Below are 12,527 nucleotides of genomic sequence, written 5' to 3'. Positions count from 1 at the left end.
CTCCTACAAAAATCCCACTACCACAGTAGTAAACTACCCCGCCTTGTAAGAAGGCGGGGCTTTTGGTAGCCCTAAATCTACCGGTGAGATTAGTTAGCATTTTGCCAAAAATATCGATCGACAGAAGCTAGAGGGCTGGGTATGGGAGAATGGGACATTGCCAATTTTAAATTCCAGATTTGAGATTGAAATTTCATCTCAAATCTGAAATCTACAATTTTAAATTATCCTGGCAACTGCTCAGACAACCCAGACACGGAAAATTTGTTTGACAAAAGAAATTCCTCGTTTCTTTCCAGCCTCTGTACGATCGGGCGTGAAAATTAACGATAGATACCGTTGTTAATCCGGTCGTCTCCTTCTACCATTGCGGCTTCGATATCCGTCACGGTAAAGTTATCCAGCCGAGCTTGCAGAAGTTCTTTCTGCCGATCGCTCAGTCCGGAAATTGCCAACACATCCTCAACTTTTTCATAAGGAGCGTTTCGGACGATTTTCCCAGCCAGCGTCGGGTAAAATCCGGGGAATTGCCGGAAAGCCCGCACATTGGTGTTGTTTAAATCAATTTTTCCGCCAATTTCGCCCAGCTTAGCGTCAACCTTATTCCGCAGCACTTCTCCCGTCTCTGCCGCCAATATTGGGGCTGAACGTAACGCGACACCAGTCAAAGAAGCCGCCATCGCATCATGAGATTGCCCCAGCCATCCGAAGCAACCCAATACCAGCACAAACATCATCAGCAAGCGCAGCAATCGTTTCATGAATAAAAACCTCCCTACAAAAGCAGATGGACATCCACACACAGCTTCTAACAAAGATAATTATCTGGCTTTTGACGTTTTCTCACCAGTGAAGCAGGCAATTGGTAGGAGCGTTGAGATCGCCCTCCAAAACAAGACCCTTGCAGGCCAAGTTTAGTTTTTCACACTAATGGTTTCGTTGTAAACCAACAGTATCATTGATTTTGGGGCTGGGTTTGCAACAAAGTATCTAAGTTGGCAAACGTGCCTGCGTAAGTTAGCGTCGGCTTATCGTAGCCCTTGAGATGGACAGTGTATTGCTTGAAACCAGATTGCTCGATCCCCAATGGCAACAGATATTTATAAGTAGTTTCCCCCAAGGCAACATCCAGGTGCAGTTCCTTGGTGGAAGATTCCAGGCGAAAAGCAGCATTCACCGTATCCCCCAAAGCAGTATAGTCGGGTCGATCGCCACTTCCCGTATTGCCTACCATCGCATACCCCGTATTAATTCCCGCCCCTATTCGCAACGGGAACGGTAAAGAATACTGGGCGTGTAACTCCTCCGTCATTTTGTAGAGATCGCTGAGCGCATTGCAAATGCCGGTCATCTCTTGATCGGAGATACCTCGGCTACCGTGAAACCAAACCGCCATGATCGCATCGCCGATATATTTGTCCACCCAGCTGCCGTGTTCCCGAATAATGCTGCCGGAATGACGAAACCAGGTACCGATCAACTCGGAAAGAATTTTTTCGTCAAGTTGTCTGGTTAAAACGGTGAAGTCGCGGATATCCACCACCATCACCGAGATCAGACGGCGAACGTGTAATGTGGATGTCGCCGTCAACTCATCCGAGTGCGAACTGGTGGAAGAGTTAGCCTGGTAGCTGACGGTGGGAGAGAAAAATTCCAATTCAGTTTGACCGAAGGTTAGGTTATCGCCATGCTTCAAGGTTACGGGTACGCTTACCCGTCGCCCATTCACAAACGAGCCATTGCGACTACCAAGATCGATGAGATAAAATTCCCCGGTTTCCATACTTTGTAACATCGCATGGTTACGAGAAATCCAGCGATCGGGTATCACAAAATTGTTGTCATCGCTGCGACCGATAGTCCAGCAATGACTGCCCACTAATGGAAGATAGCGATTCCCGGAATCGGTCCGAAGTAAAAGATATGGAGTAGTAGTGGGTTGCAACGTCACCACAGATAAAAGAAGCGACGAAGAGCCAGTCAGAGTCTCAAACGTCGATAGCAATTAAGGTATCTAAAGTGTCTGTCATACCTCCTAAGAGCGATTCTTTTAGCAAGAAAAGCTCGCTCAGGCGGCTGAGGCGACTAACCAAAACAGGCTATCTACAAAAATTGTACTCAACACTGCTCCACTAAACGCCCACCAGTGTAGCTGCCCAAAGCGTAAGGGTAAAGTACCCGCCACTAAAAGAACAGCAGCAAGTGCTCCTGCCCATGCGATCCCCCAAGGTGTCTGCACCTGCGCGATCGCATTTTGTAAAATTGGAGTCGCTAACGCTGGGTCTACCTGCATTAACTGTCGCCAGGAAGGGATCAGATCGACTGCGTAAAAGTATATGTCTGTCACCGCTGTGCCAAACAGGGAACCTAAATAAAATAAGCTACCCACTTTCCAGATGTTCCGCCCCGCACACCAAAGCGCTAACGGCAGACAAATGGCTTCGATCGGCAGATGGATCAGCGGCTCCCAGCGCCACCAGCCCCAATAAATCGATCCCGCTAACCAACTCCAGCTGAATCCCAGCAGCAAGTCTCCCCATATTTGGGTTTCCCGACGCCTCATCAGCCCGAAACTCAATCCCACCCAGCCCGCAGTTAAGAGTAAACTCAGCACTGGCAGCAGGCGCACTAACGGCGCTTGAGCGAACACAGGTATTGAAACTAGAAACGAAGCCGCCCCGAAAAGCAACCAGGCTCTCTTGGAACCGATTCGCCACCGGAAAGTCGCGGCATAGCTTTCACCAGATTGGGCTGGCGATACAGAAGCGGGTACAGATGTCAAGGTAGACAAGGTATCGTTAAACAAAGTCTTATTAATTTTTGTAACTAAAGTTTATCTTATTAAAGATATCACAAAAAATATCCCCCCCAGGGGCATTTTTTTATTTTATCGTAGTTTCTCAGGATTGGGAATAGAGTACTTGGTAGTAGGGATAGGGGTATGAACAACTAGCAGCTACCTACTCCCCAGATAGGCTATGCTCGATCGCGTGTGCAGAGAAGAAAATATGGGTTTATCAAAACATCAACTTTTCACCTTTGCTGGCACAAGTTCTGCCAGCACTCTTTTAGCTTTATTTCTAAACGCTCTGGGCACACATCTCTCAGTGGCGGCGACACTTGAAAAAGCAGCGACTCCACCAGCTGCACAGGTAAATATATTTCAGGCGATCGTATTAGGTATAGTGCAAGGCTTAACCGAGTTTTTGCCCATCAGCAGTACGGCTCATCTTAAAGTCGTACCTGTAGTGCTGGGGTGGGGAGATCCCGGTGTCGCCTTTACAGCCGTAATCCAACTGGGTAGTATTGCCGCCGTGTTGTGGTACTTCTGGCGAGACTTGACAAATATCACAATTGGTGTTATAGAAGCGATCGTCACCAAAAATTACGATTCCCAAGACTTTCAAATCGGGTTGGGAATTATTCTGGGAACCATACCGATTGTTTTCTTCGGGTTGCTGATTAAAATCCTGATTCCCGACTTTGATAACTCACCCGTGCGGAGTTTAGCAGCGATCGCCACAGCCTCGATCGTCATGTCCGTGTTGCTGGGCATTGCAGAAAAACTGGGAAAGCGCAAGCGCAAATTTAACACCTTGGGAGTCAGAGATGGGATATTAATGGGATTAGCTGAGGCAATGGCATTGGTTCCCGGTGTATCGAGATCCGGTTCCACCCTGACAGCTGGGTTATTCATGGGTTTAGAACGAGGGACGGCGGCGCGTTTTTCCTTTTTGTTAGGTATACCGGCCATTACCTTAGCTGGATTGGTTGAACTAAAAGATGTCGTCAAACAAGGCTTAGGCGACGCCGGACTGATTTCAGTAATAGTTGGCGTCATTTCAGCGGCAATTTTCTCCTATCTAGCGATCGCCTGGTTGTTGCGCTTCCTGCAAACGCAGAGTACCTGGGTGTTTATCTGGTATCGCTTGTTGTTTGGGGTGGCCATCTTGGGAGCGATCGGCACTGGATTACTGCAAAATAGCTAATAGGATAGTCAGTAATCAGTACTTAATGGAATAACATCTGACTGATGACAACTGGCAACTGACAACTGACAATTACCTATGAGCGAAACTACTATTAGTCCTGCCTTAATTACCAAAGTTATCCCCAACTCGATCGCATCTGAAATAGGGTTTGAAGCGGGCGATCGCATCGTTTCTATTAATGGCGATCGTCCCCGCGACCTCATCGACTATAAATTTTTATGTGCCGACGAATTTCTCGAACTCGAAGTATTAGACACCAAAGGTAAAACTCATCATATTGAAATTGAGAAAGACTACGACGAAGACTTGGGATTGGAATTTGAAACAGCCTTATTCGATGGCTTAATCCAGTGCAATAACCGCTGTCCCTTCTGCTTCATCGATCAACAGCCACCCGGCAAACGAAAATCTCTCTATCTTAAAGATGATGACTATCGACTCAGCTTCCTTTACGGCTCCTATTTAACCCTAACCAACCTCACCCAAAAAGAATGGAATCGCATTGAGCAAATGCGCCTATCTCCACTCTACGTATCTGTTCACGCCACAGAACCAGAAGTGCGAATTCGCCTCCTAAAAAATCCTCGCGCCGGACAAATCTTAGAACAGCTAAACTGGTTTAAAAAGCGGCGTCTGCAAATTCACGCCCAAATCGTTGTTTGTCCGGGAATTAATGACAGCCTTCATCTAGAAACAACACTCCGCGACTTAGCAAAATTCCACAAAGGTGAAGTTCCCGCCGTCGCATCTGTCGCCGTTGTCCCCGTTGGTTTAACCCGCTTTCGCCCAGCAGAAGATGAACTGACACCAGTCACACCCGCAAAAGCACGAGAAGTAATTTCCCAAGTACAGAAACTTCAGACAGAACTTCGCAAAAAAAACGGGACAAATTGTGTTTGGTTAGCCGATGAATGGTTTTTAATCGCAGGTGAAGAACTCCCGCCAGAATCCCACTATGAAGAGTATCCACAAATAGATAATGGTGTCGGTTCAATTCGCCTATTTTTGAAAAAATTTGAGTTATTAGCCAAAGACTTACCTCCCCAAATTTACCCACCGCGAAAATTTACCTGGGTAGTGGGAAACGCAGTTGAACTAGCATTTCAACCGATTCTGCAACGACTCAATCAAGTGGAAGGATTGCAGGTAAATATGGCAGCTTTCCCAAGTAAATATTGGGGTCAGAATATTACAGTTACAGGTTTGCTGACAGGTCAAGATTTGCTGGAAAACTTGCAAGGAAAAGATTTGGGAGATGGGATATTATTGCCAGCTTTGATGTTGAAGCATGGGGATACTAAATTTTTGGATGATATGACAGTTGAGGAATTAGCTGATAAGTTGGGGACAAAGATTTTGCCAGTGTCGGGTGTTGAAGGATTAATAGAGGGTTGTATGCGGTATGGGGCAGGCAAGATGCCCACCCCACAAGAGGCAGGCAAGATGCCTGCCCCACAAGAGTAAAAAAATTTATTGTTTCTTTCTTGTAGAGCAAGCATCTTGCTTGCTACAAATATTTAAAAGTTATTTGTGGGAATGAGCAGGCAAAATGCCTTCCTCTTGTAGGGCAGGCAAGATGCCTGCCCCACAAAAATACAAAAAGTTGCTTCCTCTTGTAGAACAGGCATCTTGCCTGTCCCACAAAAATACAAAAAGTTGCTTCCTCTTGTAGAGCAGGCATCTTGCCTGCTTATACCAGCAATAGATTAGGCTGAATTAACTAACAAAGTAAAATTCAAATGAAAGAACCAAAATTTAAAATTAGCCAAAGAAAGTTGCCTCATTGGGAACTAGATGGAGCAGTGTATTTTATCACTTTCAATACTTGGGAAAAACTGGAATTAACTCCAGAAGCTAGACAAATTGTTGTCAATGCTTGGAAATTTTTTGACAACAAAAGATATAAGATATACTGCCTAGTTGTGATGCCAGATCATGCACATTTACTAATTCAGCCATTGCCAAAATCAGAGGATGAATTTTGGTCGCTTAGTAGTATTATGCACAGCATTAAAAGCTATAGTTCAAAGCAAATTCCTAAAGTGATGAAACATATTGGCACAGTTTGGCAAGATGAGCGCCATGACCGTATTATTAGAAATAATGAAGAGTTTCTTCAAAAGTGGGAATATATAAGACAAAATCCGGTGAAAGTTAATCTTGCTGCTACCCCAGAAGAATATCCATTTTTCTGGCAAATAAGTAATTGAACAGGGAAACATTAAGCTAAAGCATATGAATTTCGCTAGGAAATAATATCTGCAACTCTTGTGGGACAGGCATCTTGCCTGTCACACACAGGTATCAAAGCTTAGTAAACATAAAAGCAGCAAGCTAAAGCATATGAATTTCGCTAGGAAATAATATCTGCACCTCTTGTGGGATAGGCATCTTGCCTGTCACACAATTTCAGGTATTAAGATAAGGCTTATTTTACCTCTAAAGCCATCACCAATTCAATTAGGAACCAGCTTTGTTTTATAGGGAGTTTCTATCTGCTATTTTCCAAGTGCCATTTTCTAAAATAAGCGTAAATCGATATACCTTAGAGTAACCATTGTAAGAGTTTTTCAATTTGCCATACTCGTAATAGTAGAAATCTTGGGTAACTCTGACTTCAATTTGTGCTTGTCCGTCAGTAACTTCAAAGTAACCTGTAGGATCGACTTGATACTTTCCATATTCATACCAAGCATTGCGCTCTTTTAGATAGTCAATTTGTCCACCAGATTTAGTGGTATCATCATAAGCTTTACCTGTAGTAAGGCTACCAGCAAGTTGCCGATCGTAGGGAGGAGCAAAAATTTTTGGCTTCGCTTCCATATATCTCGTAATTACATTTACAGCTTCCTCTCGTGTAAAAATGTTTGAATTTGGTGGTGGTGGTTGAATAGATAAAGTGGTTGAAGGAGAAGATCTGGTAGATGGTGGACTACTTTCTACTGCGGGACGCGACATACTCTGTTGAATAGCGTTCCATGCAGCTTGTACGCTAACAATTAACACAGACCCGCCTATCATAACACCGAAAATTATATAATAAGTTTTCCAGAGTTTACTTTTTTCTTGGTCTTCATTCATAGTATGATTCTACCTCGATCTATTTTTTTCCACTGCTTCCAGGTTGATTGCTTACTTCACCAGATATTTCTGATTCCCTTTTTCTCCTTTTTTTATCTGGTTCCCTAGAAGTGTCCAACTTTTGAAATTCAGAATCTATACCAAGTTTTTCGTGCATTTTATTCTCAGTTTCCTTAATAATTGAGAAACCAGATTTTTTTGATGTCAATGGAGCAACTACACTATTGCTTATTTCTTTAATTGGCTCAACAAAATCTTCCATTCCTTTCGTAATCAGTCCGCCATAAAGCATTGTTACCATCATTAAAGTTGTTTGAAAATTTTTACCAGTTTGAACTGCTTGTTTTAAACTACCTCGAACCCAAGATTGCACTTCATCGATCGATTTTTGCAAATCTTGAATAGTTTTTTCTAACTGGCTATTTGCCAAGTTTTCATTTTTACTAGCCGTTGCTGAAAAAGTTTGATCGCCAAACATTCCTTGAATCAATTCTATCTTCTCCTGACTTTGTTTCAGACAGTTCATTCCTTCAGAGCAAATATCCAAGATAGAAGAAATCTGACCGTCCATCTCAGATAAGCCGCAATCTTCCAGACCGTCAGCACTACTTTTTGCTTCAGCGATTAAGCTAATAGCTTGGCCCAGAAGTGATTGAAGCAATTCGCATTCTTCCTTAATGCTCATTTATCCTCACAAAATTTTTTGAATGTCCTCAGCTTGCGACGTAGCATCCTGCAAATTTTTAATTCCATCAGCACACAAATCCAAAATAACCTTCATTTTTTCCCGTGCTTCACCAATAGAAAAATTTTCTATTTGTGCAGCTAAGTCTTTGGTTTCTTCAACCAATTCCATCACCTTATTCATGGTTGTTTGAAATTCCTCAATTTGCTCTATCAATGCCATAAACTACCTCCAAATATTACTCAAAAACTTTCAACTAACCAAAAGGTTTATTCCAAACATCCTTCGGTACGTAAGGTGTCGCCACAATTTTCAATTCTGGTTCATATCCTCCTAAATCTCTGTAAATAGCTCTACCTTTTGGATTGACAGGTAAACTTGCTGCTATGTCTTCATCCAGTAACCTGACGCTAACAGTCGATTGGACTCGAAAAATTACTCTCTCATCCATATTATTTAAAATTTGTCCCTCAATAACTTCGGTAGTAGGTTGTTGAGTGCAGAAAAAGATATTAATATCAGTAGCACGAGCTTTAAGAGTAAGGGTTCGCAAAGCGCTATTAATATTTTCTTTGATTTTGCGCTCGGCATCTAAAATAGATGCTGCTTCATCAATGACTAACATTATCCTATGCTCGTTACTATTACACTTTTCCCTCAATTCTTTTAAATTTTCAACATCTTCATCTCGAAGGGTTTGTCGTCTCTTCTTATATACTTCTATGAGATGATTGAGAACATCCAAAAACTGCTCGAATTCCGTTACTAGCTTTACATTAGGATGAGCCTTAGCGATTCTTTCAAAATACAACCCGGCTTGAAAATCGACAATATAAATTTGTCGCTCTGCTTTAATCTTTTGACTGGCGTACAAAAACTGATAAATGACAGAATTGATGAAGTTCGTTTTCCCAGCACCCGGTACTCCAGCAATCAAGCGGTGAGCGATATTCATTAAATTAGAAACGCAGGGTTTTGCATTGGGATCGATTCCCACAATATATGTATCTTCTGTAATCAGTTTTCCATGTTCCCGAATCAAATCTTCTATGGGAACTATTTCGGGTAACTGATTTGCAGATTCGTTACTAGATACTATATTGCTGTTACACGGAACGCCGGGACAAACTTGATTTATCGGAATCGGTAAACGGAAAAAAGCCGATGCTTCATCCAAATCTATCAGGCGATGCAGTCTTCGCAAAGTTTCTGGGCCACCCTGAAAACCATCCGGTTTGTTGCCAGTTATATCCCACATTCCGGCCACACAAGCTTTGTCATTTACATTTACTTGTAACGCAGTTTGTACTGCATATTTCCTGTCAGCTACTTGTATCAATCTTGGATTAACTGTATTTGCGATACAGCTTGCTGCTAACTGATTGGCTACACTTTGGCAGATGTACTGCGAAGGTGAAAAAACTCTTAAGCTAGACAGAAATACTATGCCATAATAATACTTTTTCGTGATTTCTTCGTATACTGACTTGACTTTTTTTGCGTTGCTATCAGGATTAATTTTTTCTTCGTGCACACCTCTAGCTGCTACGGCTAATGCTTCTATATATCGAGAAATTGTATTTTTTTCATAAGGTTCAACTGTGGTGGGAACGAGAGTTATATCAATACAAACATCTTCGCTATATGCTTGTAGCTGTTCGTACAAAGCTATCATGTTGTTACGGTTATTGGCTTGGAAGTTACCGGGAGAATAAAAATATTTTTTGTCTGCTTCCAGCCATTGGAATACTTCTTCATTTTTAATGATTTCATAACAGTATGGTGGCTGACTATAGTTAAGCCATGTAGGTTGCCAATTAAATTGATTTTGTTCGTCAAAACCAAATTTGTAGAGTTGTGATCGCAAACTACTTTCTATATATTTTGCTTGGTTCTCTTTCAATGAATATATTTCTCGATCACTATTACTCGCCACTCTTGCTAGCAAATATATTTCAGTTGAAATCTGAGATCCTTGACTTGGCTTTTTATAAATTATGCGGAGACTATACCCGCATGAAATTTCACCATTTGAATCATCAAATTGCGTGTAGCTGAATAAAGCTAGATTTTTAAGTAAATCTTTTTGTAATCCGACCACGAAAGCTAATTTTCCAGAATCATCTAAGTTCTCTATTTCTTTTATCAAGTCTGGAACTGCTTTTAATTTAAAGATATTAATGCTAAAGTTCTTGTAAAGAACAACCTCTTGAGGCTGTCCTTTCATTATTGCCGAGCCTCTCCAATAGCTGAGCGGAGGTGTGTTAGTTATCATCATGAGTATACTTTTAAACTCCTAAAGATATTTTCATTCCTAAAATTCGTCAAACAAATTTTTCTTACTTTCAGGAATTATTTGTTCATCTTTAGTTGATTGGATAGTTTCTTTAACACTCGCACCTTTGTCAAGCATCTGCTCTTTCACGATCTTTTCTATTGTTTGTTTCATTACTTCAAGCATAACTCTCAAATCATCCCATTGAAAACTTCTGGACAAACGATTTCTTTTCAATTCCTCTTCTTCTAGCTTAATTTTGGCTACTCTTCTCTCCCATTCCGCTACATCATATTCATACTGACGTAAGTTCTGTTGATTTTTTGTTGTAGCATCAATTAAACTTTTATTAGATTGAATGAGCAGTACGACCGCGCCAATACTGCCAAGTAAACCTAGCAAAAACAAAAGTGCATTATTACCAAGCATTGACCAAAATATCAATACTAAACCAACAATTATCATTAAGAGTATTGCTTCGTTTGGAATTAATGGTTTGGTGTTAATTTCTTTTGGTCGTATAGGTCTTGGGCCTGCATCTTGCGGCTTTTCAGGCTGGACGATCATCATCATTTGGACATTTGCCCATTCTGTACCTAAATAATCAATTCCCGCAATAAACTGCATATTGGTATAAATGGAATTTTTGAGAATAGCGGCTACTCTCGCTCGTCGCTCCTTATCAATCTTGCCCTCACCCATTGCACCTTCTATAATCCAGCAAGCATGAGGAGTATAGAAAATATCTATAGGCACTTTTTGCGATTCAAGTTCTTTTTTCAAGAGGTCGTGTAAATCTCCTGTGTCCAGTTTTATCCCGTTTGTCTGGATTACTGCGGCTCCCTCCCAAACTACCCATGATTGCGTCAGATGGGGAGGTATTGAAGGTTCTATTCTAGCTATATTGCTACTTGTTGTATCTTGAACAATTGGATTATTTTTTGGTTGTTGTGTCATAGATTTACTCCTGGGTTTAACTGTTCTCGCTCTGCAAAATTTCCCGAATCCACTAAAGTAGAATCAACTCACATCTTTGATTAATTCTGGGCAGGCGGGACGCCCGCCCCACAAGAAAGGTATATTCATTTGTTTCAGGACAGGAGCGCGACGAGAAACTATGCCCCACCCCACAAAAAAAGAATCTCTATTTCTTCTCTCTTGTGGGGTGGGCGTCCCGCCCGCCCAAGCCTTTTGCTGCAAGACCTCAGACTCGCCTCTGCTTATTTATCAGGATCGGATTTGGATTTTTATGCGTAAGGTCAGTAATTCTCACAAAACTTTACAAAAGACTGGAGGTTAAAAGGTAATGATTTGCGGCAAAATTGGAGAGGTTCCCATTTAGGGATACACTGCTCCAGCAGACTTTTGATGGTTAAAGTCCATCTATTTTAGGTTTTAATCATTATAAATAGTTGTATAAAAAATTACTTATAATTAAGGATTTTTTAATTAATCGATTGCAATCGAATCTGCTTCAGTATGTGGGATGGCTGATTTTCCTCTCGGCTTACATACCACAGCAGTAGTCAAGTGCGATCGCCCATTTAATCATAAACTGCTATAAAGGCAAATTATCGCCATATCGAAAATAAAACCCATATTTTATGCCTAAACCAGCAGATATCGGCAGCAAACGCTTGATTAGTCTGGCACCCGACCGTTGGGTACAATGGGTAACCCAAATTCCCGATGTCCAAGTGCGAGATATCATCACCTCGGAATTCCAGTGGGTAAGTCGCGAAAGTGATGTACTGGTAACCGCCTATACTCCCCAAGACGGCGAATTTCTCGTACTCAACGAACTACAGTTACGTTACAAACCTCAAATGCCTCAGCGTATGAGAGCTTATGCAGCACTGGCAGAAGAACGTTACAATAAACCCACTTATCCGGTGTTGATTAATATCCTACCGCCATCACCTTCAGTAGTAATTCCCACCCGCTACGAGTCCCTATTCAGAGGCTTAACCGCCCGTCAAGACTATCATGTAATTAACCTCTGGGAAGTAGACGCCGAAATAGCCTTTCAACAATCGCTTCCCTCCCTCATCCCCTTTGTACCCGTACTCAAGGGAGGCAGTGAGGAGTCCGCAGTCCGACAAGCTTTAGAGGTTTTGCGAACTGACCGACAATTAAGCGATTTAGAACCCCTGCTGGCCTTTTTTGCTAGCTTCGTATTAGAAATTCCTCTAGTTCAGCAAATCATGAGGTGGGATATGGCAGTGTTACGGGAATCACCCTGGTATCAAGAAATTTTGCAGCAGGGTATGCAGCAAGGTATGCAGCAAGGTATGCAGCAGGGTATGCAGCAGGGTATGCAGCAAGGACTGCTTTCCGGTATTGCCTTGGGTTTAGAATTGAAATTCGGCATCCAAGGTTTAGAACTCATGCCAGAAATTCGTCAAATTCAAGATGTGGCAAAATTAGAGGCGATTCAGTCAGCAATCAGGACGGCGAACAGTCTGGATGAAATCCGTCAAATACTGTAGCTCGA

General features: G+C 42.1%; 13 protein-coding genes. 5 read left to right on the top strand and 8 right to left on the bottom strand.

Annotated features, from left to right (window positions below):
* Positions 1 to 323: 323 nt before the first annotated feature.
* On the bottom strand, positions 324 to 761 hold the full coding sequence (gene psbU, locus ACE1CD_RS32170; protein ID WP_374792397.1) for a photosystem II complex extrinsic protein PsbU: 438 nt from the start codon (positions 759 to 761) through the stop codon (positions 324 to 326).
* Between psbU and ACE1CD_RS32165 the strand changes: the two genes are divergently transcribed.
* Entirely contained in the window at positions 760 to 918 is a 159-nt protein-coding gene (locus ACE1CD_RS32165; protein ID WP_374792395.1) for a hypothetical protein, read from the top strand. The two genes, psbU and ACE1CD_RS32165, sit on opposite strands and share 2 nt — an antisense overlap.
* A 37-nt stretch (positions 919 to 955) precedes the next feature.
* Here ACE1CD_RS32165 and ACE1CD_RS32160 read toward each other — a convergent pair whose 3' ends face one another.
* Positions 956 to 1,954, bottom strand: a complete 999-nt coding sequence (locus ACE1CD_RS32160; protein WP_374792392.1) for an FHA domain-containing protein — start codon at positions 1,952 to 1,954, stop codon at positions 956 to 958.
* A gap of 114 nt (positions 1,955 to 2,068) precedes the next feature.
* Positions 2,069 to 2,806: a DUF3120 domain-containing protein gene (locus ACE1CD_RS32155; RefSeq protein WP_374827350.1), complete on the bottom strand. Its 738-nt coding sequence runs from the start codon at positions 2,804 to 2,806 to the stop codon at positions 2,069 to 2,071.
* 172 nt (positions 2,807 to 2,978) lie between these two features.
* Between ACE1CD_RS32155 and ACE1CD_RS32150 the strand changes: the two genes are divergently transcribed.
* The 3 genes from ACE1CD_RS32150 to ACE1CD_RS32140 all read left to right on the top strand — a co-directional run bounded on the left by ACE1CD_RS32150 (position 2,979) and on the right by ACE1CD_RS32140 (position 6,202).
* A complete protein-coding gene (locus tag ACE1CD_RS32150) occupies positions 2,979 to 3,989 on the top strand; it encodes an undecaprenyl-diphosphate phosphatase (protein WP_374827349.1) in 1,011 nt (336 codons plus the stop codon).
* Between the two features lie 78 nt (positions 3,990 to 4,067).
* The gene (locus tag ACE1CD_RS32145) at positions 4,068 to 5,456 is read left to right on the top strand and encodes a TIGR03279 family radical SAM protein (RefSeq protein WP_374827348.1); all 1,389 of its coding nucleotides are present in this window, start codon (positions 4,068 to 4,070) and stop codon (positions 5,454 to 5,456) included.
* A 275-nt stretch (positions 5,457 to 5,731) separates the two neighbouring features.
* Positions 5,732 to 6,202, top strand: a complete 471-nt coding sequence (locus ACE1CD_RS32140) for a transposase (protein ID WP_374792384.1) — start codon at positions 5,732 to 5,734, stop codon at positions 6,200 to 6,202.
* A gap of 268 nt (positions 6,203 to 6,470) precedes the next feature.
* Here ACE1CD_RS32140 and ACE1CD_RS32135 read toward each other — a convergent pair whose 3' ends face one another.
* The 5 genes from ACE1CD_RS32135 to ACE1CD_RS32115 form a co-directional block, all read right to left on the bottom strand.
* On the bottom strand, positions 6,471 to 7,073 hold the full coding sequence (locus ACE1CD_RS32135; RefSeq protein ID WP_374827347.1) for an ARC6/PARC6 family protein: 603 nt from the start codon (positions 7,071 to 7,073) through the stop codon (positions 6,471 to 6,473).
* Positions 7,074 to 7,092: 19 nt separating this feature from the next.
* Positions 7,093 to 7,758 carry a hypothetical protein gene (locus tag ACE1CD_RS32130; RefSeq protein WP_374792378.1) on the bottom strand — a complete coding sequence of 222 codons (666 nt, stop codon included), beginning with the start codon at positions 7,756 to 7,758 and terminating at the stop codon, positions 7,093 to 7,095.
* A gap of 6 nt (positions 7,759 to 7,764) precedes the next feature.
* On the bottom strand, positions 7,765 to 7,980 hold the full coding sequence (locus ACE1CD_RS32125; RefSeq protein WP_374792376.1) for a hypothetical protein: 216 nt from the start codon (positions 7,978 to 7,980) through the stop codon (positions 7,765 to 7,767).
* A 34-nt stretch (positions 7,981 to 8,014) separates the two neighbouring features.
* Positions 8,015 to 9,625: an FtsK/SpoIIIE domain-containing protein gene (locus tag ACE1CD_RS32120; RefSeq protein WP_374827345.1), complete on the bottom strand. Its 1,611-nt coding sequence runs from the start codon at positions 9,623 to 9,625 to the stop codon at positions 8,015 to 8,017.
* A 447-nt stretch (positions 9,626 to 10,072) separates the two neighbouring features.
* The gene (locus tag ACE1CD_RS32115) at positions 10,073 to 10,990 is read right to left on the bottom strand and encodes a hypothetical protein (RefSeq protein ID WP_374827344.1); all 918 of its coding nucleotides are present in this window, start codon (positions 10,988 to 10,990) and stop codon (positions 10,073 to 10,075) included.
* A gap of 647 nt (positions 10,991 to 11,637) precedes the next feature.
* Here ACE1CD_RS32115 and ACE1CD_RS32110 point away from each other — a divergent pair.
* Entirely contained in the window at positions 11,638 to 12,522 is an 885-nt protein-coding gene (locus tag ACE1CD_RS32110) for an Rpn family recombination-promoting nuclease/putative transposase (protein ID WP_374827343.1), read from the top strand.
* The last annotated feature ends 5 nt before the right edge of the window (positions 12,523 to 12,527 follow it).

It is taken from the genome of Aerosakkonema sp. BLCC-F183, from assembly GCF_041929145.1.
Classification (GTDB): Bacteria; Cyanobacteriota; Cyanobacteriia; order Cyanobacteriales; family Aerosakkonemataceae; genus Aerosakkonema.
This window is presented reverse-complemented; position numbering and strand designations above follow the sequence as displayed.

Coding starts and splice junctions, on each gene's coding strand:
- ACE1CD_RS32165 (WP_374792395.1), top strand. CDS start 760: ATGAATAAAAACCTCCCTACAAAAGCAGATGGACATCCACACACAGCT.
- psbU (WP_374792397.1), bottom strand. CDS start 761: ATGAAACGATTGCTGCGCTTGCTGATGATGTTTGTGCTGGTATTGGGT.
- ACE1CD_RS32150 (WP_374827349.1), top strand. CDS start 2,979: ATGCTCGATCGCGTGTGCAGAGAAGAAAATATGGGTTTATCAAAACAT.
- ACE1CD_RS32145 (WP_374827348.1), top strand. CDS start 4,068: ATGAGCGAAACTACTATTAGTCCTGCCTTAATTACCAAAGTTATCCCC.
- ACE1CD_RS32140 (WP_374792384.1), top strand. CDS start 5,732: ATGAAAGAACCAAAATTTAAAATTAGCCAAAGAAAGTTGCCTCATTGG.
- ACE1CD_RS32135 (WP_374827347.1), bottom strand. CDS start 7,073: ATGAATGAAGACCAAGAAAAAAGTAAACTCTGGAAAACTTATTATATA.
- ACE1CD_RS32130 (WP_374792378.1), bottom strand. CDS start 7,758: ATGAGCATTAAGGAAGAATGCGAATTGCTTCAATCACTTCTGGGCCAA.
- ACE1CD_RS32125 (WP_374792376.1), bottom strand. CDS start 7,980: ATGGCATTGATAGAGCAAATTGAGGAATTTCAAACAACCATGAATAAG.
- ACE1CD_RS32115 (WP_374827344.1), bottom strand. CDS start 10,990: ATGACACAACAACCAAAAAATAATCCAATTGTTCAAGATACAACAAGT.
- ACE1CD_RS32110 (WP_374827343.1), top strand. CDS start 11,638: ATGCCTAAACCAGCAGATATCGGCAGCAAACGCTTGATTAGTCTGGCA.